Source organism: Micrococcus sp. 093350064-1 (assembly GCF_053627955.1).
Map to the genome: position 1 here is coordinate 1 of NZ_JBSEYU010000011.1, position 25,457 is coordinate 25,457.

The following is a 25,457-nucleotide window of genomic DNA, read 5'->3' on the forward strand; positions in this document are numbered from 1 at the left end:
GGAAGGTTCACTCGAAGGCTCCCACGGTGACCGCGTCCGTGAAGGGGACGGTGTTGGCGACCGGGGAGGGTTACACCACTATCAGGGACTCAACTGCCCGTCGGACTCGACGCCGCAGCCTACAAGGGCCGGAACGTCATCGAGCGCCAGTACGCGCACCTGAAGCAATGGCGAGGCCTGGCGACCCGGTACGACAAGTACGCGATCGTCTACCGGGCCGCCGTGGTGTTGAACGCGGTGCTCGCATGGTCAAAACGATTGTCAGACATGCCCTAGGCAGATGCGGCACAACCGGTCGTTTGTGCTACATGAGGATCGGCACGAGACAGTCAATCTCACCTTCGCGCCGGTAGCTCTCGATTTGGGGACGCGTGGAGTCGTGCTCCGCGTGAGCGAAGAGGACATCCAAGGCTTCACCGATCTGCCCGTAGACCGCTGGCACCTCACCTCGAAGACGCAATCGCAGGTATGCCCTGCCTGGGATCACCGCCTCGTTCAGGCCGAGGGGGTTGTCGGTATCGCGGTCCAGTCCCGTCGCGGTGGCTGTCCCGAGGCATGACTGACACCGCAGGGACGCAACTCCTCTGGGACACTAGAAGCCGTGGACAGCAAGGACCTATGGATCGAAGAACCCGCCCCAGGGAACCCCTGGGGCCTGCCGCACCGGAAGCTCAACTTGGAGCAGATCAAACGCCTCGCCGATGGACCGATTCCCGGTGACGACGACCTCGAGTCCGCCGTGAACCTGGCGAAGCTGGTGCACGAGACATACGAGAACCACGCCACGCACAACGACCACGGACGCACCGACGAGGAAGGCTACGCAATCCTGCGTGCGCTCCGACTCGTTCTCCACCGCTACGGCATCCCCTTGGACCTGCCGTGGAGAGACTTCTCCTCGTTCCGTACCTACTGGATCGCAGAGGGAGCCTCGGGCGGAGGTTCGTGGCAGATGCGCCGAGAGATGCTGGCCAAACACTTCGACCCGGTATTCCAGACCCTCCATGCAAGGGAAGAGGAACAGTCCCGCGGCGCCCTTGCCTCGGGTGTCTCCCCTCACCCGAATACTGGCTGGACCCAGGTGGACGACGAGATCGCCCAGCTCCGCACACGGTTCCGCACCGCTAGCGGTATGCAGGACTACCGGGACACCGGAAACAGGTGCGTGGCTGTCCTCGAAGCGCTCAGCCGACAGGTGTACGACCACGCCCAACACGGCACACCCGGTCAGTCCGAGCCACCCGTGGACAAGACGAACATCCGGCTCGAGGCATACATCAACGCCACCCTGCCAGGGAACGCCAACGAAGAACTCCGCGGCCTGGTCAAGAAAGCGTCGGCCCTCGCGCACAAGGTCAAGCACTCACCCAACGCGGACCGTCGGTCAGCAGGCATCGCCGCCGACTCCGTCATCCTCATCGCCAACATCATTCGACGGCTGGACAGCTAGCGGTCACCTTCGACGTCAGCCGCGGCGGTGCAGGGGGACCGCGTCGTTCCCGTGCACGTGTCGATGCTGAGACTCAGACAGTCGTCTTCGAGAAGAGTGTTTCCCTGATGACGTCGTCGGCCATCCCATCAACCATCTCCACGTAGGAGGACAGGGGGCCTTCGCTCGCAGAGAAGTAGGACAGCATCGTCCCGCGCACCACGGACCTGACATCACCGGCCCCGACGGTCACCCCTCCTTCGATGAGGTTGGAGAGTCGCGCGGACGCCGCACTGAGGGCCTCCTCCGCTGATGCGTGATACTTCGCCCCGACGTGACTGGTCTTCCGGCATACGACAACGCTGTCGAGGCTTGATGGTTCTCGGGCTCCGGCTTTCACCACGCTCGTAGACATCTCACCCGTCACAGGCTGGACCGCCGTGACGGTCAGTCCGGCCGCCTTTAGGGCCTCAATCAGTTCCACCCAACCGGCCACCCTGGCCTGGTGGAAAGTGAAAGCAACAATCCCTTCCGGCTTGAGTACTCGGGAGCACTCCTTCCAGACCCCTGAAATGGCCTTTCCGAAAGCGGCGGGATCAGCGTCCTGAACCTCACCGTCAGATCGAGTAGATTCGGCCGCCGAATAGCCGTCGAACGGGTCCATCTGTCGCAACCATGCGTGGAAGAAGTCGGCCAACTCTGCATAGTGCACGTTGTCCATGTACGGCGGGTCTGTGATGACCATGTCGACCGAAGCGGAAGGCAGATCGGTCGCCACCGAGTTCCCAGTCCGCACGTAGGCTCGCGCGTCTGTCGACTCGAGCTCAGTCCAAGACATTGCCACCGGGCCAGAAATAGGACAAGAAATGCCAACTGTGCGCTCTACCTTGCCGCGCCGTTCAACCAGATCAGCAGGTTCATTCTTGTAGTCATGGGCTCGGCTCAGTCGAGACTTCTTGAGAGTGGAGAACGAGCCCGAACTCTTCGGATGTCCCCATGGGTGAGCCTCAAGCGGCGTTCGTTGAGGCTTCAAAATGTGGTGCGAGAACATGTGTCGAACTGCGCCGGTTCCTTCCCCCTTGAAGGAGGTGAAAATGTTATTGAACTCAAGCGTGCCTGAGAAAAGAGCTACCAGAGCCTCGCGCTCAGGGCACTCTGGAAGATCACGCAATGCCGTGGCCAAGAGCGACAGTGAATACAACTGGCGCGCGTTGAAAAAGTCGGCCCACCGCCTGTAGTTCCAGCGCATGGCCTGGACGGTGTTGTTGCCAGGTTCAAGACTTCCCTGCGGCAAGATCGACCCATCAGGCAGTGACGCCAGCCGTTCCTCGCACTCCCCATACAGGTTGCGATCCCAATCCGTGATGGGCTCGTATGCCTTGGCTCCGGCGCTGTCGACCACCATCTTCGCGTACATGACGCGCTCGGGGAGGTTACCTCCAAGGGAGTCGATCACCTTGTTCTCGTGACCATGTCGGCACCTGACCTTCGGGCCATGCACCGGGCCTCGTTTGTCCACCCACTCTCCGCACGTGCACCTGAATGCCTCGAATGCGCCTCGTTGCTCGGACAGAGAAAGACAATGGGGACAAACAACACGCAGTGCCCGTCCGGCTCCTCCGCTGACATGCTTGGAATACACGGGTGAGTCGAAAAGGTGGGTCGGCTCGTTGCACGTTAGGCAATCAACTTTCGTGGCCCAGAAGTAGTAGAGGACAGTGCGCCCCTCCTGGTCACGATGGACTCGGTCGATTTCTTCACGGACCTGGGCCTCTACAGTCGAGTAGAGCTTCTCCAAGGTTTCCCAGTCCCAACGCTGGATTGCCTGGCGCTGAACCAGGGTGGCGACTGGGTTGATGTCGAAACCGACAGCGGTCGCGCCGAACTTGAGCGATTCCACGACTGTGGTGCCCGAACCAGCGAAGGGATCGAAAATCGTCAAACCGTTCAACGATGTGCGCGAGTTATAGGCATCCAGGGCCTCGGCCGTACTTGAGGCGGACGCGGAGGCGATGATTCCACGAAAGACCGTGCCAAGCCGTTTGGCCCACCATTTGTGCGTCGACGTCGCGGGTCGGTGCACCTCTTTGCGCCAGGATTCCTTAGTGCCAACATGGCTGAGCATGAGCCCCGGGAAGCCCTCTTCCAGTGCACTTCTCGCAGGCACCTCGGTCGGCCCTTTGCGAGTTGGCAGTTCCAGGTCCAGCGTCTCGCGCTGGCTCGTAGTCACTGAGCGCCCTCGACTCCGCCGACGGTCGTTGTCTCACTGGTGGCCTCAACCATGGAGACGGTCTTGTCATCTCCCAGGCCGCGCATTCGGAATGCGGTGAAGTTGTGCACGCGGCCCGCATTTGGGTTCGGCCGCTTCGTTGTCGTCATCTCGTTGGTTTCAAGATTGAACTCATAAGCACACACGACTTCGTCTACCTCGGTGCGCGACAGTGACCCGACCTGCACCAGTTCGTCACTCTCAGGAACGTAGCCTTCCGGCATGATGAGGGTGCTTACCCCGGTGGTATTTTGTGCTAGAGCAAATGGAGTCGGAACCACGTACATCTTCCGGTCTCTAACGAGGATGTCGCCATAAGAACCGAACCCGCGGAACGACTTGTTCTTATGCGTGTAATCGTCGTCAGCATTCAGGAAGGAAGCGTGGCACACCACTAGGTCTACGACCGGGTACTCGTTACCCTCATCCGTGGCTTTCGGGTAGCGCCCGAAGACGTAGTAGACCTCTCGCCCGTTATGACGCGGCGTAGGCACCTGGCTATTCGCGTCGTAGTCAGCCTCTCGTCCAGGCCAAGCCAGGCCCTTGACCTCGAATCCCACGGGGTAGTCGACAAGTCGGAAGTCGGGATAGGTATTGCGGCCAGGCTCGTCGTGGTTGAGACCACAATCGTTGAGCCGGTCACCGACCCAGTTCTGGAAGTGATACTCCTTGTCACTGCGGCTAACTCGCTTGATGAGGGTGCCCTGCACTCGGGCACGCTCACATTCTAGGTACATCTGCTCTACGGCCTTCATCGGGTCCTCCGCTCGTTCCGGCTAGTGGTCACTCGCCACCATGCTATCGACGAGCGGGCTCCGCCTGGGCGGAAAAGTATGCCTACAGCAGTTCCAAGAGCTCGCACGGCAAATTCACCACAGCTGGGCTGACCCCGTTTCGTAGGTCCAGTCGTTATGAGAGTCGTCCTGTTGCCCGCGGTCGCAGACGGTCACTGCCTCATCACCCCTCGGCGCCATGTCCCCACACTCTCCGACCTCCGACCCGAGGAAGGCGCCGAGATGTTCACCCTCGCCACGCGAGTAACTGGCGTCATCCGTAGGACCCTGGCTCCCGCGGTGAACCTGCACCTATCAGACGGCGTTGAAGCCGAACAGGACGTGCCCCATGTTCACCTGCACGTGATCCCTCGCCACCGCGACGATCAGGTGTCGATCCACCTGCCCCCGTCCTCGACCCCGACAAGCCCGGAAGCAACCGTAACGGCGCTACGGATTGGGATGCACATACAGGGCAGCTAGGCAGATGCGGCACAACCGGTCGTTTGTGGCGAGGGACCCCGCCATGCGCCGTGCGCGCCACATCCGACCCTGTCCGCCCGCCACATGACTCGCCACAACCGACCCGCCAGAGCGGCAGCCGCCCGTACGTTTCTGGCGGGCCCTGGGGCGCGCGGGAGCGCCCACCGGGACACCCAGATTTCACGCCGACCGGATCCCGCCTGATATGCGAAGAGTTCACCGCGCGTCGTGTGAACTCTTCGCTGCATCTCGACAACCGGCGCGCCTTCCCCCGTGCCCCGCTTCGCCCGGCCCCAGGACCCCTGGCGCTCCTGGCCGTCTACGCCGTCCCCCATCGCCACAGCCCGGACAGCATCAAGGGCGCCCACCCTGTGCGAGTGGACGCCCTAGACGAGGGGCCTCAGTCGGCGCTCACAAACCGCCTCTGGGGGTCATGTCCAGCTGGTCGACGACCATGCCCTGGGCTGGATCGACCACCAGAACCAAGGACTTGCGCACCGGAGGGTTGCTCACCCAGGGGTCCTCGCTGTCGGTCTCGGTGACGAACTCGACCTCCACCTCGATCTGCCCATCGTTGGTGAGCGTCTGCGCCTGGACTTGCTGGATCTGCGTGGTGGTCTCGGCCTTGGCTTCGACGTAGCGGCGCTGGCTGTCCGACTCCCAGTCCTGGTCCACGTTCACGCTCTCCACCACCCCAGGGGTCGCCAGCTGCTGCAGTCGCTGCACCCACTGCTGCCGCCCGGTCTGCCAGGTGCGCTCATTCGAGGCGAGCACGAAGGCCTCGGCCACCTGCTCCGCCCGCTGCCGGCTCGAGGCGTCTGCGCCCGCTACGGCCCGGGCCTGAGCCTGCTGTTCCACCTGCATCTGCGCCTCCCGCTCAGGACTGACCGATTCCTCGCTGACCTGGCCTTTTCCAGACAGGTCGATCGGGGTCTGCGAGCTTTTTTCCCGACCCGTGTCCCGACTGCTCGAGGCCGGGGAGGGGGAACTGGACGGGGCAGCCGAGGTCGCCGGGGAGGTGACCGGCGCCGTGGGCGCCTCGCTGACGCGCGCCTGCGCTGACCCCGCGGAGGCCGCTGGGGTCGGTGAGGGCTCCGGGTCTGATCCCATGGCGAACAGGCTGACCCCGAGGGCTGCCGCGGCGGCGGCACCGGCGAGGTAGGGCCACACGCGGCCATGGCCAGCAGGCTCCTGGGGGGCGGGGCTCTGAGTGGTCACTGCTGCTCCTTGAGGATGGTGAAGTAGACGGGAGACTCACCGGTCTGGGTGACCGGGTGCTTGCGGGTACCGGCGTCCTCGTTGATGGCGGAGATCATCATCCCGTCGCCCACGTAGATCCCGACGTGGTCCCACCGCTGGCGCTGGGCGTTCCACTGCTGAGCGACCAGGTCGCCGGGCTGGGGCGTCTGCGTGCGCTCACCGGCCGCCCACGGGGAGGTGCGCGGCATCTCGATTCCCTGATCCCGGTAGACCCAGTAGACGAACCCGCTGGAGTCCCAGGACTGGAAGTCGGCGGCGCCGTACGTGAAGGCCCCGCCCACACCGGACTCCGCGGCCGCGACGATGTCCTCACGGCTGAGACCAGCAGGGATCTGCAGGTCCAGGGTGCTCTCGTCCCGGGCGCGAGCTCCATCGGCTGGGCCGGGCTGTTCGCCTGCAGGCACCGCCGGACCTGAACAGGCCGAGGGCACCGGCGCGGTTCCGGTCACCTGCGAGAGGATCTGCGTGGCGGTCTGCTCCCACTTGATGTAGGCGTCGGGGTGGGCGCTCTTCTGCACGACCTGCGCGGCCACTCCCGGGTGCATGCTCTCCCATCCGGGGTAGTCCAGCAGCCCCAGCGCTGGCGCATCATTCGGGTTCTCCCTCCCTAGGTAGAAGGTCCGCGCTGAGATCGACGGCTGCATCAGGTCCGCCACCGGACCCCACCCCATCGTGTACTGCTGCTGGAACAACCCGACCGAGGCCTTGTTCACCGCTTGCCGGTCGTGAGGGTAGGCCAGCGACTCCGGGACCGCAGGGGAGGCGAGGTTGTAGAGCATGCTCTCCTGCAGCGCCGTCATCAGCGCCACGATGATCGCCTGGTCGGAGACCTCCGCGGCCTGGCCGGCGCCGATGATGGCCGCGGCGTTGCGGATCTGCTCGGGCTTGAGCTCGTACTCGATGCCCTCGGGCAACATCACCTTCACCTGCTCGGTCTGCAGCTGGGTGGGATCGTTCTGCCCCTGAGAGGGTTCAGCCGAGGCGGACGTGGCCGAGGATGAGGCGCTGGCGCCCGTCTTGCGTGCGGTCTCCACCAGCCGGGGAGGCTTGCGCAGCTCGAAGATCAGACCGCGCTCCCGGAAGAAGGCCGCCGGGTCGATCTTCTCCCCATTGACTCGCACCTCCATGTGCAGGTGGTAGCCGGTGGCGACGCCGGTGTCTCCGACTCCGGCGATGTGCTGACCGACCTTGACGACGTCGCCTTCCTTGACCCGGATCGTGTTGTTGGCTGCGTGCCAGTACAGGATCTTCACCCCTCCCCCGCTGTCGATGAGAACGCCGTTGCCGTCCTCCTGCCCGCCGAGAGAGACCACGTCCACGGTGCCGTCCATGGCCGCGTAGATCGGGGTGCCTTCCGGCGCCCCGATGTCCACGGCGACGTGGTTGGTCAGCCCGGAGCCGCCTCCACCGCCGCCCGGGCCGAACGGGTTGTCTCGGGGGCCGAACATGCTGGTGACGATCCCCGCCACGGGCACCGCGACCGAGCCGTCGCCGGCGACCCCTGCTGCCACCTCCGGGGCCAGACAGGTGCTCGCGGCCAGATCCTGCTGTCGCTTCTTCTCCAGGCCGGCGCCGGTGAACATGACCAGGCCCAGCACCAGCACGATGAGCAGTCCGATGCAGAGGACGATCGAGGCGGCGACCATGATCACCGCCCGGCGCGCTCGTGCCCCTGCGGCACCGGTTGGCTCGTGGTGCTCTTCCTGCTTACCCGTGCTCACGGATGCTCCTGGTGCAGCCGCTCACGCATGCGCCGAGTCGCCTCGGAGGACTGCTGCCGAGGCCGCGGTCCCTGATGCGGGGGCACGACAGTGCCTTCGACGACCTCGCGGCGAGGAGGGTTCACGACCGCCTGCCCGTTCTTGTCGATCTGGATGCGGGAGAAGCGCTCGACCTTGCGCGGCCGCGGGGCCGCCAGCTCACGACGGTGCGCCCCCCTCTCGAGGCGAGACGCTGCAAGGTGAGCGGCTGCGCCGGCGGCCGCTCCCCAGGGGCCGCCCACGCCGGCCGCGCCCGTGCCGACGGCCCGCAGCACCGGGGCTGTCGGCAGCCCCGGACGGGTGGGCCCAGGCCCTGGACGCCGTGGTCCGGCGCCAGGCTGGGCTGCGGCATCTGGTCCTCCGCCGGCCGTGCGCAGGCCCGCCCGAGGTCGGCCGGTCTCCTCGGTCTCGGTCTTGCCTCTGCGCTGCTCGATCCACTTGCGGGCCTTGTATCCGGCCGCAGCGGCGCCGCCGGCGCCGGCCAGTGCCTTGACCTTGTTGCTGCCGCCCTGCTTGGACAGGCCCAGCCCCGACAGCCACCGGGCCAGAGCGCGCCCCTTGGCCCGGGATGCCCCATAGGCGCGGAAGATCAGGAAGCACAGCACGACGAGCACGATGACCATCAGCAGCATCTGCACCGTCACGCCCAGCCCCGCGGTGACCGCCAGGAGCTCCTTGAGCAGCTGCAGGCACAGGCTCACGGTGACGATCGCGGCCACGATGCCCACCGCGCAGGCCAGCACGCCGATGAAGGCGTTGAAGAAGCCCAGTCGGCTGCGGAGGGGCAGGATTGCCACCAGCACCGCCAACCCTTGGTAGAGCGCGTAGAACAGGGCCATCAGCACAGCCACGATCAGTACGAGACCGAGCACGAAGGCCATGGCACTGAACGCCAGGGACCCCAGGTTGATCATCACCATCGGGGCGATGCGAGTGAAGGAGATGGACTCGGACCAGCTGGCCGCGGACTCGCTGCAGTCCTTGATCGGGTCCATCACCGTCTTCTCCTCGACCTTCATCGGGTCGGACTCGCTCATGGTCTGGGTGAAGACGGCGTCACATTCCCCGGTGAGGGACTCACCGAACGCCACTGCTTGCGAGGGTCCGCGCATGAGCATGTCGGTCAGATCCGCGGTGAGCGTCTGCCCCATGACCTCCGAGGCGCTGGCCCCGGAATCCAGCTGGTCGGCGCCGCCGGCGATCTCGACGCTGATCTGGCCGGCGGCCTCCTCGGCCTTGGTGAGCACGCCGTTGTCGCCGGTGACGTAGGCCACCGGGTTCAATGCCATGTTGGTGGCCACGATGACCATCGTCACGCTCAGAGCCAGCTCTCCCCATGCCGCTCCGCGCTTGCGGGCAGCGAAGAGCAACGCAATCGCCAGACCGCTGATCATCGAGGCCAGGGGAATCCAGTGGATCTGTGCGACCATCTGGCCCACCGCAGCCCCGAAGGACTCCATGGGGGCGGCGAACCAGCCGACCCACTCGAAGGAGAGCAGGGTGTGCAACAGCCACATCACGGTGGTGACGATCTCGTAGTGGATCCCCCACAGCAGGTCCAGGATGGAGACCAGAGCCGAGCGCTTCATGGAGTGCTCGATGTCGAGCTCGATCGCGGTTCCGTGGTCCAGAGGCAGAGCACGGTACTTCTCGATGGGCACGCCGGCGGTGTCCGTGACCTGCGCGCGCCACTCGTCCAGGCCCATCACCCCCGAGCCCTGCGCGGGCGCCCCGTCCCTGGGGGCTGCGAGGGCGGCCGGAGCGGCCCAGAGCTGGGCGGCCAGGACGGTGACCCCGGCGGCCAACGTCAGTGTGCGGGCGTGGATCATGCCTGCACCAGCTCTCGATCCTGTGCCGCGGAGGCTGCGGGGGTCCCTCGCTTGGGCGGGGTCGTCATCACGGCCTTGGCTCGCTCGGGGGTCAGCGGGGGCAGCACCTTGATCTTGGCGATGTTGCCGTGGGCGTCTCGCATCAGGGCCTCACCGCGGCGCTCCACAGGGACCTTGTCGTCCGAGCCCATGGGCGAGAGCCCGGAGGTGACCAGCTCCACCCACTGCTCCTGGCCCATGTCGCCCAGCCACTCCAGGTTCCGCCGTGCCATGGCGGCGTCCCGGGCCCGGCAGACGATGCGCACCGGGATCAGCCCGCGCAGGGTCTCGGAACCGAAGTCGGTGGAGGCGTCATGCGAGCCCAGGGCGACCGCGGCCTTGTGCTTGCGGCCGTAGCGCACGACGTTCGACAGCTCCAGCTCGGTCTCGGGCGAGCCGGTGGCGTGGTGGGCCTCGTCCACGATCATCAGGGACTCGATGGCGTCGTCGGCGTAGAGCACCAGACGGCTGATGGCCACGATCAGGGAGTACAGGGCGCGGCCGATGACCTTCTCCACCGGCAGCTCCGCTTTGAGGGCGGCGGACTCGAGCTCCTCGCGTCGGGGCAGCTCCACCCCGCGGGTGCAGAAGGTCAGGAAGCGGGAGGCCAGATCCAGGGTCGGAAGCTGCTCGTCGAACAGCAGGGGGCCGAACTCTGTGGATTCGACGTTCTGCAGGCCGAAGGCGATGTCGCGGGCCTGCTGCGGGTCGGTGCCGGCCAGCCCCTGACCGGAATGCAGGTGTGCCACCAGGGCGCCCATGGAGGTGATCTGATGGGTGGCCGCGTAGTCGGGGTGCAGCACCTGGCCGAGAAGGCGGCCCTCGGGGGAGTTGGCCTCGAAGCCCAGCAGGACCGAGCACAGGGACCGGGTCACGCGTGCGGCGTTAGCCGGTGGGAACAGACGCAGGGGGTCCAGGGACCAGTGGGTGTTGCTCAGCTCTACCACGGTCGGTTCGATGCCGGTGGCCTCGGTGAGCAGTGTTCCTAGCTCTGCCCATTCCGTGTTGTCCGAGCGGTCGATGGCCACCACCTGACCGCCACGGTCGAAGACGTTGCCGGCGACGATCTTGAGCAGGGTGGACTTGCCGGAGCCGTTCTCCCCGGTGACGGCGAAGGAGCCGGACATGTCGGCCTCCATCAGGCCGCCGATGTCCATGAAGACCGGTGAGCGGCGCGAGCTGGAGATGTTCACTCCCAGGCGGAAACCCTTGCGGGTGCCCAGCGCGTCGGTGACCAGCGGGACCCCGAAGGCCAGGTGCCGCCCGGTGGCCAGCAGCTCCAGCTTCTTCACCGTCGCCGAGCTCGGGGTGCCAGGCAGAGCGGCCCACCACAGCTCCTCCTGGTATCCAAGGGGGGTGGTGACCTTGAACTCGCGGGACTCGTAGGCGCGCACGATGGCGTTGGCATGGTCCTGGGCGATCTCTGCCGTGGGCGCGCCGACAGCGAAGATCACCGCGGCGTCGACGGAGACCTCGGACTCTGAGCTGTTCAGGGCCGCGTGGTAGGCGGTGAGGTCCTCAGCGATCCGGTCCAGTCGGGTGGAGCCGCCGGTGATGGCGTGGGAGTCCCCGGACTGCTGGTTGTACTCGTCGTTGAGCTTCTCTTCAGCGCGCTTGTTCCTGGAGGCGGCCTTCTTGGCCGGCAGGATGTTCATCCGCATGACCCAGTCCGCGTTGACGTTCAGGCTGTCCAGGTAGCTGATGAACTCATCGTCTGGGAAGTTGAAGCCCTCAGCCGGTCCGCCGGTCAGCGCCAACAGCACCTGGTAGCTGGCCTCTCCGGCGGTGGCATCGGAGCGGACCTTGAGGTAGCGGCGCCGGAAGGGGTTGAGCCTCTCCTTGGCGCTGACCTCGGACTGGCCGCCCTCGTCGATCCAGGGTTCGGGGATCACCCCGCGGCCGGTGAGGTGCTGTGCTGAGGATTCCCCGGCCGGTGCCGTGGGGTCAGAGCCCAGCCCGCGGTTGTGGGAGTGGGAGTAGATCCACAGGACCTCCGCGGGGCTGGAGGGTTTGGCGTGGAAGGCCTCGGGGATGTTGCGGGCGATCTGGTGGGCGGCCTTGAGCAGCGCGTCGATCTCGTTGGCGTCGGGGCGGCGGGAGGGCAGGGCCAGCTGTTCGCGCAGCTTGCCGTCCGCGGCCTTGGCGAGGGTCCGAACCCGGTCCATGACCGAGCGGGCCGGCAGCGGGACGGCCAGCCAGTAGGCGCGTTCCCCGACGGGGATCTGCTCCAGTTCGTCCAGGACGAGCTCGGCCTCGTGCAGGTAGTGCTCGCACTCGCTCAGGTCCAGTCCCTCGAGCATGCGCTCGACGACGGAGGCCGGCTCGATCTCGGCGCACAGGCCCATCAGCAGTGCCTCCCCGCGCAGACCCTGGAACAGCGCCTGATGGGCGAGCATTGCCCGCTCCTTGTGGTCGCCCTTGCCGAAGCCGTAGGGCAGACCGCGCAGACGCCACATCGCCCAGACCGTGCCGGAGGTGGTCCAGACCAGGTTCTGTGTCATGTACAGGATCGGGTTCTTCATGCGTGGTCCTTGCGGTCTGTGGGGGCGGTGGCCTGGTGGAGGAGGCGGGTTACCGAGGAGGTGCCCAGGGGCCGGTAGGTGGGGCGCTGGGGTGTCTCGTCAGGAGTGGCTCCCTGGGAGGGGGGCGCCGCCGCGGTGGGCGTGGTCTCTGAGGTGTCGTCCTGCGGGTGCCTCGGCGGTCGGGTCAGCTCGAACTTCACGCCCTCGTACTGCCCGTTCTTGGGCTTGGACCAGGCGTTGATCGCGCCGGTGAAGAGCATGATCAGTTCGTGGATGTTGTCCGGGGCGTACCGCAGGGCCCAGACCGCGGCGGCGGCCCAGCCCAGCGAGATGACGACGTCGACGATCAGTGTCTGGGTGCCCCAGACACCGCGGAAGGACCACAGCAGAGCAAGGACCGCCGCCGCTCCGGCGCCCTGCACGAGCGTGTAGGGCCCACCCCAGATCCGAGTGCCGTCGGGCAGTCGGTGCAAGGTGGTGGGGATGCGGCGGATGCTGCTGTAGAACCGTCCGGTCTCGGCCATCGGTCGTGTCCTTCCTGGCTCAGACCAGCAGCACGCCGGCGACGGTGGAGCCGAACTCTTCGGCCAGCCACTGGACACCGAACAGGCCCAGCCAGATGAAGAAGCCGCCGCCGATGCCGGCCATGATCGTGCCGGCGGTCTTGCCCTTGGCGGCGACGGCACCGATGAGGAAGACCACGACGCCGAACAGGACGATGACGGCCTTCAGCGCGATCATCGCCTCGGAGGTGAGGTCGTTGACGGTGTCGAAGATGTTGCCGACGACCATGCCGTCCAGGGCGGTCTGGGTGATGGAGGTGAGGGAGGTGTTCATGGGGTGTTCCTTTCAGACAGGGGGTTCAAGAGGTGGGGGTAGCTGAGCGGGACTCGGATTCAGGGGCCAGCAGAGGAGCAGGGTCCAGAGAGATCACCTCCCATCGGCCGTCTCGCCGAGCGACCGTGACCGGGAAGGTGGCGCCCATGCGTGACTGGTTCGCATCCGGCAGCACCCCCTCGGCCTGGATGAGCACCCGGACGGCTTCGCCGTCGGGAAGTTCCTCGAGCTTCGTGCTCGTGCGCAGGTCTTCGATCACCAGTTCGGTGTAGGGGGCCGGGGTGATCGCCTGGAGCGTGTCGGTGGCAGCCAGGTACCGGGTGACGTCCCCCTTGCCGGCGCCGTAGGACTGTAGGAAGCCCTCCAGCGTGGTCCCCAGATCGGTGGTCGTGGAGATCCGGTGCGGGTATCCCAACGAGACCGCCTCGCCCTGACGTGGCCCAGGCGCAGGTGTGGGGTATCCGATTACCTGGACCGTGCCCTCTGTCTGCTTGACCGCCACCTGGTAGTAGCGCAGCGCGTACGTGGTGGGAGCCGGTTTGGCGCTGGTCTTGGCCTCCGTGCTGGCGGAGGCTGGAGCCGAGCTCGTCGTGTTCTTGGGCGTCTGCCCGTCCTGCTCGAGCTCGGTGCGCTGTTCGACGTGAGCGGCGACGAGCACAGAGATCACGTCCGGGTCCTCGGTCTTCTCCACACCGGCCACGGCGACGTCGCGCACGGCCAACGGCGTCTCGGGTACCTTCCGGGAGTCCTCCTTGACGTATGCGCTCAGCAGGCTCTGGTCCTGCCGGGAGGCCGTGAGCCACGCCGTCACGTAGGAGACCGCGGTGCCCTCGGCGGTGGCCGTGTTCATCGTCTCCACCACCGGAGCCTTCTCAGCGCCGGAGGACATCACGGACATCCCCAGGGCGCCGCACCCGGACAGCAGCCCCAGCGCGATGGCGCCATAGACGCCCCCCACCAGAAGCTTGGACCCCAGGTCGTTGACCTTGGTTCGGGCCGGCGTCGGAATCTGCTCCTGCGCCAGCTCACCCGGTTCCTGCCGAGGCCGCTTCTTCCGTGCCCACGCCATCATCGGCCCTCCTGCATGCTCCGCGCGATCTGGGTGGCCCGGCGCAGCTGGTCCGAGTCGAGCACCTGGCGCAGCTGGAGCTGAGCGCTCTCGTCGAACGGGCGCGCCAGCAGATCGGCCATGCCGGCCTCCAAGGTGGTCTCGGCCTGACGCATCGCGTGCGCGTCGCTGACGAACTCCGTCCACTGCTGATCGGTCAGCGTCGGGATCTGGTCCTGGTCGGACACGGAGTGGGGGCACTGCTCGGGCATGACGGCTCTCCTAGCGGGGGGTCTCTCACTGCCCTAAAGGCCCCCCTTGCAGCACAGGTGTCCCTCCCGCGTGACCAAGATTTTCGGATGCGCCCTCAGATCCGCATGAATCCGGGGATTTCCAGACCCATCGCTTCTGGAAATCTGCTGATCTTCGCTGCGCTGGCTCATGTCCAGACTCGTATCCCGACCCCCTGAGTGGACTGGATTCTGATCCGCCCGGCCCTGCCCGGGGCCACCGCTTCAGGAGGTAACCCCATGACCATCACCCAGGCCTATGCCCCCACCGTGATCGACCGACTCAACGCCGAGTGGGCTGTGCGCTACGCCGATGTCCCGCACGCTTGGCCGCACGGGGAGCAGACCGGCGACCAGCTGCGCCAGAGCGTGAGCGAAGCACCTCGGGAGGAGCGCGAGCAGCTGATGCGCGGGCTGCTGGAACAGGCAGCGCAGGGCGATGAGCACTGCGGGCGCGCGGTACTGCAGCTCATGCTCCCGCGGTTCACCCTGATCGCCGCCCGCCACACACGCATGCGCTTGGCCACCGTCCACGGAGACTCAAGCGCTCAGGAGGAGGTGGCGGCCGCGGTGATCGCCGCCGCGTGGCGCTGGGTGCGTAAGCCCTCCCTGCACCGGCCCGGCTCGTGCATCGGCAACCTGGCCATGGACGTGATGAAGGACTCCCTGCTGGAGCGCCGGATCTACGACATCCACGACGGCAACGACACCCTGCCTGATTGGCTGCCCGAGCTCGCCACCACCTCCGGCGACGAACAGGACGGCGACCGGGCAACGCTGGAGCTGTGTGCTCTGGTCGCCTGGGCCCGCGACACGGCCGTGTTCTCCAGTCGAGACGCGTCGGTGTTCCTGCGCTACCAGCTGGCCGACGACCAGGAGCGCGCTGCACTGAGCCAGGAGTGCGGCTACAACGGTCGCGCCCTGTGCAAGCGCGTCTCGGTCCTGCGCAGTCGGCTGACCAAGGCCCTGAAGGACTACGCCCTGCAGCGCTCTGATCTCACCGTCGACTGGGAGTCGCTCATGCAGCAGGGCGCCGCATGACCCCCATTCGTCGAGTTCTCCACCAATCCCCAACCACAAGCGGGCCTACTACAGGAGAGAACTACATGGGTTTTCCTATATGGGGGCCCTCTCCGATCCCAGTGCTGGCGCGGAATCTGAGGGGGTGGGCGTCACAAGATGCACACGCCCACCGTCACAAGATGCACGTGGATAACTCCGGCCCTCACCGGGTGGGCGTCACAAGATGCACATGCTCGATCCGCATGATTACGCCCTTTTCGTCCCCCACCGACGCCCTCGTCGGCTCTCACCCCCGGGTGTCACAAGATGCACGTGGATAACTCCGGCCCGCAGCCGGTTTTCCCCACCCCTGCCGTCTCCGCGGCCGTCACCTCGAAAGACCTCTCCCCCATGGTTCACACCCCCGACCTCACCGAGTTCAGCACCGCTGGCCTGCCCCAGGTCAGCCAGAGGCGACTGCGTCTGCTCGAGGCCAGCAGTGAGATCGAACAGACCCCGGGGCAGCTGGCCTTCTCCACCCGGATCTGGGCTCAGCTCTCCTTGCCCTACAAGGACCCAGGCGAGCAGGTCCGGCACTGGACACGTCGCAACGGGAACACCACGGTCACGCTCTCCCCCGGCCCGGCCGGCTACCCCTACGGAGTGGTGGCTCGGAGTCTGCTGACCTGGATGTCGACCCAGGCGGTGCGCACCCGCTCCCGCCATCTGGACCCCGGCCCCTCCCTGCGCTCGTTCATGTCCAGCTTGGGCACCTACGCGCCCTCAGGAGCGAACCAGCGCCGCGTGATGGACCAGCTGCACCGCCTGAGCACGACCTCGATTCTGATCGAGACCATCCGCGACCAGGGCACTGCGCAGACGATCAACGGGCAGAGCTTCCTGGTCTCCTCCCGCTACCAGCTCACATACCAGAAGCCAGGCCATAAAACGGGCCATAACCATGCGGTGATCGAACTCAGCGAGGACTACTTCCGCGAGATCCTCCACTCTCCCGTCCCCGTGCTCACTTCCGCGCTGGGCGCCCTCGGCGGCAGCCCCATGCGACAGGACCTCTATGTGTGGCTGTGCTACCGAATGGCCACGCTCGATCGGGCCACGACCGTCTCCTGGGCCCAGCTGGAGGCGCAGTTCGGGGCCGAGTACCGCCAGCGACGCCAGTTCAAGGCCGCCTTCCTCAAGAATCTCGAGCAGGTGAAGGTGATCTACCCGAAGGCGCGGGTGGCCGTGCTCGACAAGGGCCTACGCCTGCACCCCTCCCCCACCCACGTCCCCAAGCCGGCACACCGGGCTGTCCCTCTGCGCTCGCTCGGCTGAACACACTCGAGGGGCCCTCGAACCAGTGGTTCGAGGGCCCCTCAGGTGTGGTCCGTCAGCGCTTGGGGAGCCAGAAGTCGAACACCGCGGCCACCAAGGCGCTGCGCGAGGGCGCCCCCAAGGCCTGGACCTGCTGATCCAGCCATGAGCGCTGCAGCTGATCCAGGCGCAACTGCACCTGGATACCCCCCTGCCCGCGGCCGGCGCCACGACGCCGCGGCATCCCAGAGCCCTGCGGCTTGTACCCCAGCGCCTCCAGCAGCTGCTCCTGGGAGAGCTCGTCGAACGCCATGACCAGCAGGTCGGTGTAGGTCATCTTCCGACGACCACGCTCGCGCTTGAGACGGTCCAGCACGGGCGCGGGAAGGTAGATAGCGACGTTGGAGACGACCAGCTCGTCCTCCTGCGGGTCGGCGGTCGTGGCAGCCAAGACAGTGACGTGCGTGAGATCCTGCGTGGGTTCCACCGTAGATTCCCGTGCAGTTTCCCGCGTGAACTCTGGCGTGGTTGATGGTGCAGATTCTGGCATGGAGTGACGCACAGTGTATGGCGTTGCTTCTGGCGCCTGGGCAGGGCGGTCTGCCGCGCGGCGGGCGTTGAAGAGGTTGCCGAGGTTGCTGGCGCGGTGGGTGGACATCAGCGCTGCCCTCCTTCCAGAGACTGGAGCCGGCCAAGGATCTCCTCGGCCAGAGCCGCGTAGTCACCGGCCACACCGTCCAGGCTCCTGGAGTGGAACGCCGGTCGGCGCCCGTCGCGGATCGCGGCGAACCGCTCCTGGTAGGCCTGGGCGACGTCGCCTTCGAGCTCGTGGATGAGCTTGCCGCGCTGGCGGGTATCCACGGCCGCCGCCGAGGAGTGGCGGATGCGGGCCGTGAAGACGGCCGGGTCGAAGGCCAGGCCGGCGAGCATCTCGTTCAGGACCTGCCGCGCGCCGGCCTCGATCTTCACAGCCTGGGAGTCGATGTCGAACAGGGCCACGCCCAGCAGCTGCACACCAGGGTTGGTCGTCTCGTGGACGTTGTGGAACCACTGACCCGTCTGGGCGACGCCGTCGTAGTTGCGCTCATCGGCCTTGGATACCAGCACGACGGCCTGGGCATTGCTGAACACGGCCTCCACCAGGGGACGGTGTCCCGGGGAAGTGTCGAAGATGATCAGGTCCCAGTCCGGCAGGACGGCTGACAGGCTCTGGTGCAGCAGCTCAGCGAGGCTGGGGGCGCCGTATCCGCGGGCGACCTGGAGGCTGATGATCTCCTCCAGGCGGGGTCCGCTCTGCACGACCCCCAGGTTCTCTCTCCGCGGGTCCAGAGTGACAGGCAACGGAGCCCCATCCTCGAGTGCCCGGCGGAGCTGCAGGCCATCCTGCGACTCGAGACCAAGGTCTCGCCCCAGGTTGCCCTGGGGGTCGAAGTCGACGACGAGGGTGCGAATGCCGGCAGCGGCGGTCAGCCCGGCGAGGTTCGCGCAGACGGATGTCTTGCCGCAGCCGCCCTTGTTGTTGGCGACGGCGATGACGCCTTCAAGGCCAAGGGGTGTGGGGGTAGGGGTGGACACGAGGGACCTCCTGCACTCGGTGATCTGACAGTGTGATCAGCCTACTGCATCCATCGGGAAAACACGAGAGATTTACCGAGTGCGTTGTGGCCCCTGTATGGCCTTATTTATGGCATGACAAGGCCTGGACGAGCTCCTGCTGGCATGGCGGGGAGACTGGCATGCGTTATGGCATCGAGTCAGGCGATGAGACGGCGAATGGCGGCCACAGCGCCCTCGTAGACCGCCAGGTTCAGGCGATAGCGGAGCCGACGCCCACTGCGGTCAGTTGAGGGATCATCAGCCAGGACCACTCCAGCCGCCTCCAGCGCGCGCAGGTTCACCCCGAGCGTGGAGCGGATGACCCCGAGCTCCGCCGCGAGCTGCTGGGCCGTGGAGCCGGGCGAGCGGGCGAGGGTGGACAGGATGTCGAGTCGGAGGCGGGAGCTGAACGCCGTAGCGGCGACATCCAGGGGGTCCATGGGGGCAGGCGGGCTGGTCATGGAACTTTTCTACCCCCTGGAAGGGACACCACCCTTCCGCAGCGGCCTTATCCAGAGTGAAGAGGCGCCAACCTGACATGGATCATGGTAGGTGAGGTAGCCTTCACGGCGTAGGAACACATTCGGAAAGGACGCCCACGGTGGCATTGAAGAAGCGCGCTACCTCGGTCGCAACGGCTGAGGACGCCCCCCAAGAGGGCCCGGAGGCAGGTGGCACTGCCCGCCGCGGTCGGACTGCGGCCACACCGGTTGCCAAGCGCCGGGTCGGGGGAGTGGCTGTCGCTGCTGCGCTGGCCGTGGTGGGCGGAGTGGTCGCGTACTCGGCCTCCTTGACCAATGACGCGCGCCCCTACCTGGTGGCCAACCAGGCGATCGAACGAGGCGACCGCATTGAGTCCTCGATGTTGACCACGGTGGACGTGGCCGGAGACCCCGGGTCCTTGGTGCCCTCCGACGAGTCGGGAACCGTGATCGGCCAGGTGGCCGTGACTGACCTGGAGCCGGGCAGCACCATCACCCGGACCTCCACGGCTGCCCGTGTCGGTGTCGACGACGGGCAGGCCCTGGTGGGTCTGGCCCTCGAGGCCGGACGCACTCCCTCCCGCGACTTGAATGCGGGCGATCCGGTCCTGGTCGTGTTCACGCCGGGCAATGACAACGCCGACAGGGACAAGCGGGGGGAGTCGGTCGCCGCCGTCGTGGAGGCCAGTGGCGTCGATGAAGCCAGCGGCAAGATCACCGTGGATGTGCGCCTCAGCACCAAGGACGCCCCCACTGTCGCCTCGTGGGCCGCCACGGACTCTGCGAGCGTTGTCATGCAGGGAGCGAAGAAGTGAGCGTGTTGACCCTGGCATCCTTCGGGACCAGTCCCGGCGTGACGACCGCTGCCGTGGCCATGACCCTGTCCTGGCCACGCCCGGTGTTGCTGGTCGAGGCTGACGCCTCCAAGCCCTCGTCGGTGTTGGCCGGCTGGCTGCAGGGGTCGATCCCCGCGGACAGTGGGCTGATCGGTGTGGCCCAGGCATCGTTCCACCGCACGATCTCGGAGCAGGACGTCTGGGACCAAGCGGTGGAGCTCTCCGGGTCCGAGGCGGCCACCGCCCGCTGGTTGCTGCCGGCGATCGCCGAGCCCCGTGCCGCGCGCGGGATGCGCTCGTTCTGGGCCGACTTGTTCGCCGTGCTGCGCCGGATCTCCGAACAGGACGTCGACGTGATCATCGACGCCGGCCGCGCCGAGGCCCCCTACGGGCGAGAGAGCCTGTGGACCGAAGCCGATCACCTGAACGTGGTGCTGCGCAGCGATCTGGTCTCCGTGGCCGCCACACGCTCCTACCTGCCTGAGCTGGTCACTGCCCGCGCTGAGCGAGGGATCGGGGACTCGTTGTCGCTGACGCTCGTGGAGGATCGAGCCCAGCGACTGCCCTCCAAGGACGTTGCCACCGTCCTGGGCGCCCCGGTGCGTGGGCGACTGCCCCATGCAGCTGAGGCCGCAGCACACTTCGGCGGGGGGGCCCGGGTGTCCCACCTGCGCCTGCGCCCCTACACCCGCGCGGTCCAGGCCCTGAACGCCTCGCTCGGGGACGCGTTGCTGAGCCGGCGAGAGATCATCGAGAAGACCGAGCCCATGCAGGGGGAACGATGAGCAACACCGGCCGCGACGACACCTCCCTGGACCTGCTCAACAGCCCGTACCTGACCGGGGCGCCGGCGCAGAAGACCGATCGGGTCTCGCTGATCCCGGCAGCGGCGGGGGCCCATCTGAGCCGCCCGCTCGGATCGCAGCTGAACTCGGTCACGCCCGTCACGGAACGCACCATCCCGGCGCCCTCCGCCGTGCAGGAGCCGTCTCTGGAGGCCTCGCCGGCACCAGAGGCCGCCCGGACCTCCCCGGACACCGAGATGCGCGCGTTCTGGTCGATCGTCAAGACCCTGCGCGACCGGGCCTCGGATCGCTACGCCGATGAGCTGGCCGGCCGGGAGGGCATCTCCGAGGACGAGCGGCAGTCCATGGGCTGGAAGCACATCGACTCCGTCATCGACGAGATGGACCGGGAGAACATGCAGACCGGCGGTCAGGCCGCCGCCTGGAGCTCCCAGGAGCGCCAGGCGCTGCGCCAGGCCCTGCGAGACGACATGTTCGGCCTGGGCCGGTTCCAGGCCCTTCTGGACGAGCCCGAGGTCGAGAACGTGCACATCAACGGCTGCGACCGCGTCTGGGTCGAGCTCGCCGGCGGACGCATGGAACCTCGCCCCCCGGTGGCCGACAGCGACGAGCAGCTGATGGCCGATCTGCAGTACCTGGCATCCCACGCGGGGGAGGAGTCCCGATCCTTCAGCGCCGCCTCCCCGGACCTGGACATGGACCTGCGCGGCGCGGTTCGTCTGGCCGCTACCGCCCCCCCGATCTCCAAGCGTCCGACCGCGGTCTTCCGCGTCCACCGCTTCGTGAACGTGACTCTGGACCAGATGGTCGAGACCGGCGTGATCTCCCCGTTGGCGTGCGACTTCCTCACCGCCTGCGTGAAGGCGCAGAAGACCATCGTGATCTCAGGCTTCGGCGGTGACGGCAAGACGACCCTGATGCGCTCCCTGGCCGGGCGCATCCCTCCCATGGAGCAGATCGTGACCATCGAGAAAGAGCGCGAGCTGCACCTGGACCGCCTGGACTCGCTGATGGTCCCCCCGATCGAGCTGCAGTACCGACCGGGGGTGGGGGAGCGCACCGCGGACGGCTCTCGGATCGGGGAGTACACCCTGGCCCAGGCCATGGAGAAGGCCCTGCGACTGAACAGCCGTCGCATCCTCGTCGGCGAGGTCCGCGGCACCGAGATCACCGCGATGATCCAAGCCATGCAGACCGGCGCCGGCACGTTCTGCACCGTCCACTCCTACAGTGCCCAGGAAGCGGTCCACCGTCTGGTGGGTCTGGGCATGAATGAGTTCTCCGAGGCCTTCATGACCCGGCAGCTGGGCCACCACCTTGACATCGTCCTGCAGATGCGCAAGATCCAGGACGCCCAGGGGCTGTGGCGCCGCAAGGTCGTGACCATCGCTGAGGTCATGCCTGGAGACAGCGCCGATGGCATCTCCGTCGCACCGCTGTTCGAGATGCGCCCGGGCGACGACCACGCCCAGCCTGTGCAGCCCCCCGGGGACACCCGGCTGCGCGCTGACCTCGAGCGTGTGGGCTTCGACCTGACCCGAGTGGCAGGAGGCGCCTGATGCACACCCTGCTCATCACCCTGGGCACTGCACTGGCCGTGCTCGGACTCGGCCTGGCCGTGGTCAACTGGCGGTGGCCGGCGGAGCCGAAGGCGGCCGCCCCGGACTCCCGTCTGACCGCCATGGCCAAGCGCTTGGCCGCCCGATTCGACCGCAAGACCTGGATCGCGGTCGGCATCGCTGCCGCCGCCGGCTTCTTCCTCGCGCTGTTCACGCACCTGCTGGTGTACCTGCTGATCCTCCCGGCCTGCGTGATCCTGGTCCGCTTGGGGTTCAGTGCCGTCTCGACCACCAACCAGATCGACAAGCTCGCCCAGATGGAGATGTGGACCCGCTCCCTGTCCGGCCTGCTCACCTCCGGCGCCGGCCTGGAGACCGCCCTGATCGCCTCCCTGCCCAACGCCGGCCCCCTGATCCGGGAGGACATCGGCCGCCTCGTGGCGCGCATCCGGGCCAGCTGGAGCACCACGGACGCGCTGCGCCACCTCGGCTACGACCTGGCCGACCAGACCGGAGACCTGATCGTCATGCACCTGAACCTGGCCGCCATGCAGCGCGGCCGCGGCCTGGTCAACGCCCTGGAGGACCTGGCCGCCGCGGTCGAGGAAGAGGTGGCCAAGCGCCGCTCGATCGTCTCGGACCGCGCCGGCGCACGCCGCGAAGCGCGGATCGTGATCCTGTTCGTGGTCGGCGCCCTGTGCGTGACACCGATGATGGGAGGACCGATGGCCGCCTACCAGAGCCCGGCCGGGCAGATCATCTTCATTGCCCTGGCCTCGATCACCGCGCTGCTGATCTTCTGGATGACCCGCGTGGTCGCCCCCCAGCCCCAAATCCGGCTGCTCACCGCAAGGAGCTCCGCATGATGATCATCGCCGGCATGCTCTTCGGGCTGGCCCTGACCGCCCTGCTCTGGCCTCTGTTGCCGGAGCGCCCGCGCCTGTCCCTGGCCGCCCTGCCCGGGGCCCCCGGGCAGGAGATCACCCCCAGCGCCGCGCTCTCGTGGAAGGAGAGGGCTTCCCAGTGGGCCATGGCGCATCTGCCCGCCAGCATGATCCACGGCCTCAGCGACGCCGACCTGGATGTGCTGGGGACCACCCGGTCACGGCACACCTGGGCCAAGATCTACGGCGCGGCCCTGATGCTGGTGGTCGGCCTGTCCCTGAGCGTGGGTGCGCAGGTGTTCTACTCCATGCCCCTGTGGCTGTCGCTGGTGCTGGTGGGCCTGCTCGTCGCCGTCGTGTGGCTCGCCCCGGACGCAGAGGCCCGCAAGCAGGCAACCAAGGCCCGGCGCGAGTTCGCCCGTGCGGTCGCCGTGTACGTGGAGCTGATGGCGGCCGAGCGCAGCCGCAACGCCCAGCCCACGGTGGCGCTGGAGAACGCGGCCGCCATCGGGGACTCCTGGGCCTTCCAGCGCATCCGCCAGGAACTCGTCCGGGCCCGCTTCTCCAAGGTCCAGCCCTGGGTCGCGCTCGAAGAGCTCTCCGTGCAGCTCCAGGTCCCAGACCTCGCCGAAGCGGCCCGTGTGATGCGCCTGTCAGGAGACAATGGAGCCAGCGTCTACGAACCGCTTCGAGCCCTGGGCCGGAACCTGCGGGTGCGCATGCTCAACGAGGAAGCCGCCCGAGAACACGAGGCCTCTGGCCGCATGAAGAACATCATCATGCTCATCGCTTTGATGTTCACCGTGATCGTCCTCACGCCGATGATGTTGACGTTGATCTCAGCGTGAGACGCCTCCGCCTCACTCGAGGCAGAAGAGCCCGACAGGAGAGCACCGAGACCGACTCGGTGCCGATGAAAGGAAATGAGGACCCACCATGAACACCCTGATGCAGCAGTACCTGATCCTGCGCTCCATGCTCACCGAGAAGGCCGAGGACGAGACCGGGGCCGAGACCATCGAGATCATCCTGGGCGTCATCGGCGCCGTCGCGCTGGCCGCGGCAATCTGGGCCGGCATCAACGCCTTCGGCCAGGGAAAGATCGGGGAGCTCGGCTGATCCCGGGCCCGAGAACGACACGAGCAGGAGGGCAGATGATCCACCCCGCAACACTGATCCAGCGCCTGCGCGAGAACGAGGCCGGTGCCTCGAGCATTGCCAGCGCGCTGATCACCCCCGTCGCCCTCCTGCTCGTGCTCGCCGTCCCGCAGGCGGGGGCCTACTACCAGGCCTCCACGGTGGCCCAGGCGGCGGCCAACGCCGCCTACAGCGCCTCCCGCCTGATGGAGGGCTCTGCCGCCGAAGGCCGCCAGGCTGCCCAGCAGGTCCTGGCCCAGCACGAAGGCAGCCTGCGAGGAGCCGAGGTGAGCATCTCCGCCAGCGGGGACCGCATGACGGTCACCGTCTCGGGCACCGCCCCCACGTTCACCGGGGAGTGGCTCAGCCCCCCGGTCACCCGATCCATCACCGGCCCCGTCGAGAAGGTGGTGAGATGACTATGACCGGTCTGCTCTGTTCGCTGCGTGCTCTGGTCCGTCAGGAGCGAGGGGAGTCCGGCATCGGGCTGCTCTACATCGCCCCGGCCATCGGCATGCTGATCCTCATGGCCCTGGTCGCCGGCCGCCTGGGCGCGGCCCAGACCTCACTGGAGGCTGCTGTGGGCGTCGCCGTCCGCGAGGCCACCTTGGCCGGCACCCCGGGGCAGGCCCAGTCCAACGCTCAGTCTTCCGCGCGGATGACCCTGGACCAGGCCGACTTCACCTGCGGCGGTCAGAGCCTGGTCATGGACACCTCCGCGCTCAACAACGCCCCCGGGGTCCCGGGAGAGGTCACCGCCACCATCGAGTGCTCCGTTCCGCTGGCCGACCTCGCCGTCCCCGGCGTCCCCGGCTCCTGGACTCTGACCGCCGAAGCCGCGTCCCCCGTGGACACCTACCGAGAGAGGCGCTGATGAGCACCACGACCCTGACCTCGATCAGAGACTGGCTGCGCCGCGAGGACGGCGAGAGCTCCTTCCTGGTCCTGCTGCTGGTGCCCGTGATCGTGCTCGTCGGCTTCGGCCTCAGCGTCGACTGGGCCGGCAAGGTCCGAGCGTCCGAGGAGGCCGTGACCATCGCGCTGCAGGCCGCCCGCTCCGGCGCCAACGCCGGCGTGCAGGCCGCGGCCGCCGAGGGGGAAGAGGTGCAGCTGGACCGCGCAGAAGCGGCCCGGGCCGCCCAGCAGTTCCTCGCCCAGTCAGGGGCCACCGGCACCGTCAGGACCACGAACACGAAGGTGACCGTCGACGTCACCGTCGAGTACCACCCCAAGTTCATTCCCGTCGGCGTCCTCACCGGACAGGGAACCGGGACCTCAAGCATCAGCCAGAACACGATCTGA

Annotated in this window: 26 protein-coding genes and 1 pseudogene; 14 read left to right on the forward strand and 13 right to left on the reverse strand. The window is 67.2% G+C overall.

Features of this window, described 5'->3' with window-relative positions:
* Positions 1–96: 96 nt before the first annotated feature.
* Positions 97–276, forward strand: a pseudogene (locus ACUW6W_RS10370) (IS5/IS1182 family transposase); the annotation flags it as partial.
* A 325-nt stretch (positions 277–601) separates the two neighbouring features.
* Entirely contained in the window at positions 602–1,450 is an 849-nt protein-coding gene (locus ACUW6W_RS10375) for an adenine nucleotide alpha hydrolase family protein (RefSeq protein ID WP_134417098.1), read from the forward strand.
* A 73-nt stretch (positions 1,451–1,523) separates the two neighbouring features.
* Here the strand turns inward: ACUW6W_RS10375 and ACUW6W_RS10380 are convergent, their stop codons facing one another.
* On the reverse strand, positions 1,524–3,659 hold the full coding sequence (locus tag ACUW6W_RS10380) for a hypothetical protein (protein WP_454180172.1): 2,136 nt from the start codon (positions 3,657–3,659) through the stop codon (positions 1,524–1,526).
* The gene (locus ACUW6W_RS10385) at positions 3,656–4,408 is read right to left on the reverse strand and encodes a hypothetical protein (protein WP_208857728.1); all 753 of its coding nucleotides are present in this window, start codon (positions 4,406–4,408) and stop codon (positions 3,656–3,658) included. Before ACUW6W_RS10385 ends, ACUW6W_RS10380 begins: the two co-directional genes overlap by 4 nt.
* A gap of 201 nt (positions 4,409–4,609) precedes the next feature.
* Between ACUW6W_RS10385 and ACUW6W_RS10390 the strand changes: the two genes are divergently transcribed.
* Entirely contained in the window at positions 4,610–4,954 is a 345-nt protein-coding gene (locus ACUW6W_RS10390; protein WP_454180173.1) for an HIT family protein, read from the forward strand.
* A 411-nt stretch (positions 4,955–5,365) separates the two neighbouring features.
* Here ACUW6W_RS10390 and ACUW6W_RS10395 read toward each other — a convergent pair whose 3' ends face one another.
* Genes ACUW6W_RS10395 through ACUW6W_RS10430 form a run of 8 tightly spaced genes read right to left on the reverse strand, consistent with a single transcriptional unit; the run spans position 5,366 to position 14,521 of the window.
* Positions 5,366–6,172, reverse strand: a complete 807-nt coding sequence (locus ACUW6W_RS10395; protein ID WP_158185005.1) for a hypothetical protein — start codon at positions 6,170–6,172, stop codon at positions 5,366–5,368.
* Positions 6,169–7,935, reverse strand: a complete 1,767-nt coding sequence (locus tag ACUW6W_RS10400) for a peptidoglycan DD-metalloendopeptidase family protein (protein ID WP_152743955.1) — start codon at positions 7,933–7,935, stop codon at positions 6,169–6,171. Before ACUW6W_RS10400 ends, ACUW6W_RS10395 begins: the two co-directional genes overlap by 4 nt.
* Positions 7,932–9,803 carry a hypothetical protein gene (locus ACUW6W_RS10405; protein WP_158185004.1) on the reverse strand — a complete coding sequence of 624 codons (1,872 nt, stop codon included), beginning with the start codon at positions 9,801–9,803 and terminating at the stop codon, positions 7,932–7,934. Before ACUW6W_RS10405 ends, ACUW6W_RS10400 begins: the two co-directional genes overlap by 4 nt.
* The gene (locus tag ACUW6W_RS10410) at positions 9,800–12,364 is read right to left on the reverse strand and encodes an ATP-binding protein (protein WP_158185003.1); all 2,565 of its coding nucleotides are present in this window, start codon (positions 12,362–12,364) and stop codon (positions 9,800–9,802) included. The genes ACUW6W_RS10405 and ACUW6W_RS10410 overlap by 4 nt, the downstream gene beginning before the upstream one ends.
* Positions 12,361–12,888 carry a hypothetical protein gene (locus ACUW6W_RS10415; protein WP_136941126.1) on the reverse strand — a complete coding sequence of 176 codons (528 nt, stop codon included), beginning with the start codon at positions 12,886–12,888 and terminating at the stop codon, positions 12,361–12,363. Before ACUW6W_RS10415 ends, ACUW6W_RS10410 begins: the two co-directional genes overlap by 4 nt.
* 19 nt (positions 12,889–12,907) lie before the next feature.
* Positions 12,908–13,201: a hypothetical protein gene (locus ACUW6W_RS10420; protein WP_042752928.1), complete on the reverse strand. Its 294-nt coding sequence runs from the start codon at positions 13,199–13,201 to the stop codon at positions 12,908–12,910.
* 25 nt (positions 13,202–13,226) lie between these two features.
* A complete protein-coding gene (locus ACUW6W_RS10425) occupies positions 13,227–14,273 on the reverse strand; it encodes a conjugal transfer protein (protein ID WP_158185002.1) in 1,047 nt (348 codons plus the stop codon).
* A complete protein-coding gene (locus tag ACUW6W_RS10430) occupies positions 14,270–14,521 on the reverse strand; it encodes a hypothetical protein (protein ID WP_042752954.1) in 252 nt (83 codons plus the stop codon). Before ACUW6W_RS10430 ends, ACUW6W_RS10425 begins: the two co-directional genes overlap by 4 nt.
* 258 nt (positions 14,522–14,779) lie before the next feature.
* On the opposite strand from ACUW6W_RS10430, the gene ACUW6W_RS10435 reads away from it, so the two are divergent.
* Together ACUW6W_RS10435 and ACUW6W_RS10440 are read left to right on the forward strand one after the other, a co-directional pair.
* Positions 14,780–15,580, forward strand: coding sequence for a hypothetical protein (locus tag ACUW6W_RS10435; RefSeq protein ID WP_158185001.1), 801 nt, complete (start codon positions 14,780–14,782; stop codon positions 15,578–15,580).
* Positions 15,581–15,952: 372 nt separating this feature from the next.
* Positions 15,953–16,876: a replication protein RepA gene (locus ACUW6W_RS10440; protein WP_158185000.1), complete on the forward strand. Its 924-nt coding sequence runs from the start codon at positions 15,953–15,955 to the stop codon at positions 16,874–16,876.
* 55 nt (positions 16,877–16,931) lie between these two features.
* Here the strand turns inward: ACUW6W_RS10440 and ACUW6W_RS10445 are convergent, their stop codons facing one another.
* The 3 genes from ACUW6W_RS10445 to ACUW6W_RS10455 all read right to left on the reverse strand — a co-directional run bounded on the left by ACUW6W_RS10445 (position 16,932) and on the right by ACUW6W_RS10455 (position 18,912).
* Positions 16,932–17,306: a hypothetical protein gene (locus tag ACUW6W_RS10445; RefSeq protein ID WP_158184999.1), complete on the reverse strand. Its 375-nt coding sequence runs from the start codon at positions 17,304–17,306 to the stop codon at positions 16,932–16,934.
* Between the two features lie 206 nt (positions 17,307–17,512).
* Positions 17,513–18,430, reverse strand: a complete 918-nt coding sequence (locus ACUW6W_RS10450) for a ParA family protein (protein WP_152743951.1) — start codon at positions 18,428–18,430, stop codon at positions 17,513–17,515.
* A 179-nt stretch (positions 18,431–18,609) separates the two neighbouring features.
* Positions 18,610–18,912 (reverse strand): winged helix-turn-helix domain-containing protein, encoded by a 303-nt coding sequence (locus ACUW6W_RS10455; protein ID WP_152743950.1) that lies wholly within the window; start codon positions 18,910–18,912, stop codon positions 18,610–18,612.
* 140 nt (positions 18,913–19,052) lie between these two features.
* Between ACUW6W_RS10455 and ACUW6W_RS10460 the strand changes: the two genes are divergently transcribed.
* The 9 genes from ACUW6W_RS10460 (at position 19,053) to ACUW6W_RS10500 (ending at position 25,457) form a co-directional block, all read left to right on the forward strand.
* Positions 19,053–19,748 (forward strand): SAF domain-containing protein, encoded by a 696-nt coding sequence (locus ACUW6W_RS10460; RefSeq protein WP_152743949.1) that lies wholly within the window; start codon positions 19,053–19,055, stop codon positions 19,746–19,748.
* 38 nt (positions 19,749–19,786) lie between these two features.
* A complete protein-coding gene (locus tag ACUW6W_RS10465; RefSeq protein ID WP_152743948.1) occupies positions 19,787–20,554 on the forward strand; it encodes a hypothetical protein in 768 nt (255 codons plus the stop codon).
* Positions 20,551–22,134, forward strand: coding sequence for a CpaF family protein (locus tag ACUW6W_RS10470; protein WP_152743947.1), 1,584 nt, complete (start codon positions 20,551–20,553; stop codon positions 22,132–22,134). Before ACUW6W_RS10465 ends, ACUW6W_RS10470 begins: the two co-directional genes overlap by 4 nt.
* The gene (locus ACUW6W_RS10475; RefSeq protein ID WP_095347662.1) at positions 22,134–23,000 is read left to right on the forward strand and encodes a type II secretion system F family protein; all 867 of its coding nucleotides are present in this window, start codon (positions 22,134–22,136) and stop codon (positions 22,998–23,000) included. Before ACUW6W_RS10470 ends, ACUW6W_RS10475 begins: the two co-directional genes overlap by 1 nt.
* Positions 22,997–23,866 (forward strand): hypothetical protein, encoded by an 870-nt coding sequence (locus ACUW6W_RS10480; protein ID WP_152743945.1) that lies wholly within the window; start codon positions 22,997–22,999, stop codon positions 23,864–23,866. The genes ACUW6W_RS10475 and ACUW6W_RS10480 overlap by 4 nt, the downstream gene beginning before the upstream one ends.
* 88 nt (positions 23,867–23,954) lie before the next feature.
* Entirely contained in the window at positions 23,955–24,137 is a 183-nt protein-coding gene (locus tag ACUW6W_RS10485; protein WP_136941118.1) for a hypothetical protein, read from the forward strand.
* A 35-nt stretch (positions 24,138–24,172) separates the two neighbouring features.
* Positions 24,173–24,574 carry a hypothetical protein gene (locus ACUW6W_RS10490; protein ID WP_152743944.1) on the forward strand — a complete coding sequence of 134 codons (402 nt, stop codon included), beginning with the start codon at positions 24,173–24,175 and terminating at the stop codon, positions 24,572–24,574.
* Positions 24,571–25,029: a TadE/TadG family type IV pilus assembly protein gene (locus ACUW6W_RS10495; RefSeq protein ID WP_136941116.1), complete on the forward strand. Its 459-nt coding sequence runs from the start codon at positions 24,571–24,573 to the stop codon at positions 25,027–25,029. The genes ACUW6W_RS10490 and ACUW6W_RS10495 overlap by 4 nt, the downstream gene beginning before the upstream one ends.
* Positions 25,029–25,457, forward strand: coding sequence for a hypothetical protein (locus ACUW6W_RS10500; RefSeq protein WP_051995245.1), 429 nt, complete (start codon positions 25,029–25,031; stop codon positions 25,455–25,457). The genes ACUW6W_RS10495 and ACUW6W_RS10500 overlap by 1 nt, the downstream gene beginning before the upstream one ends.

Coding starts and splice junctions, on each gene's coding strand:
- ACUW6W_RS10390 (WP_454180173.1), top strand. CDS start 4,610: ATGAGAGTCGTCCTGTTGCCCGCGGTCGCAGACGGTCACTGCCTCATC.
- ACUW6W_RS10405 (WP_158185004.1), bottom strand. CDS start 9,803: ATGATCCACGCCCGCACACTGACGTTGGCCGCCGGGGTCACCGTCCTG.
- ACUW6W_RS10410 (WP_158185003.1), bottom strand. CDS start 12,364: ATGAAGAACCCGATCCTGTACATGACACAGAACCTGGTCTGGACCACC.
- ACUW6W_RS10415 (WP_136941126.1), bottom strand. CDS start 12,888: ATGGCCGAGACCGGACGGTTCTACAGCAGCATCCGCCGCATCCCCACC.
- ACUW6W_RS10420 (WP_042752928.1), bottom strand. CDS start 13,201: ATGAACACCTCCCTCACCTCCATCACCCAGACCGCCCTGGACGGCATG.
- ACUW6W_RS10425 (WP_158185002.1), bottom strand. CDS start 14,273: ATGATGGCGTGGGCACGGAAGAAGCGGCCTCGGCAGGAACCGGGTGAG.
- ACUW6W_RS10430 (WP_042752954.1), bottom strand. CDS start 14,521: ATGCCCGAGCAGTGCCCCCACTCCGTGTCCGACCAGGACCAGATCCCG.
- ACUW6W_RS10435 (WP_158185001.1), top strand. CDS start 14,780: ATGACCATCACCCAGGCCTATGCCCCCACCGTGATCGACCGACTCAAC.
- ACUW6W_RS10440 (WP_158185000.1), top strand. CDS start 15,953: ATGGTTCACACCCCCGACCTCACCGAGTTCAGCACCGCTGGCCTGCCC.
- ACUW6W_RS10455 (WP_152743950.1), bottom strand. CDS start 18,912: ATGACCAGCCCGCCTGCCCCCATGGACCCCCTGGATGTCGCCGCTACG.
- ACUW6W_RS10470 (WP_152743947.1), top strand. CDS start 20,551: ATGAGCAACACCGGCCGCGACGACACCTCCCTGGACCTGCTCAACAGC.
- ACUW6W_RS10475 (WP_095347662.1), top strand. CDS start 22,134: ATGCACACCCTGCTCATCACCCTGGGCACTGCACTGGCCGTGCTCGGA.
- ACUW6W_RS10480 (WP_152743945.1), top strand. CDS start 22,997: ATGATGATCATCGCCGGCATGCTCTTCGGGCTGGCCCTGACCGCCCTG.
- ACUW6W_RS10485 (WP_136941118.1), top strand. CDS start 23,955: ATGAACACCCTGATGCAGCAGTACCTGATCCTGCGCTCCATGCTCACC.
- ACUW6W_RS10490 (WP_152743944.1), top strand. CDS start 24,173: ATGATCCACCCCGCAACACTGATCCAGCGCCTGCGCGAGAACGAGGCC.
- ACUW6W_RS10495 (WP_136941116.1), top strand. CDS start 24,571: ATGACTATGACCGGTCTGCTCTGTTCGCTGCGTGCTCTGGTCCGTCAG.
- ACUW6W_RS10500 (WP_051995245.1), top strand. CDS start 25,029: ATGAGCACCACGACCCTGACCTCGATCAGAGACTGGCTGCGCCGCGAG.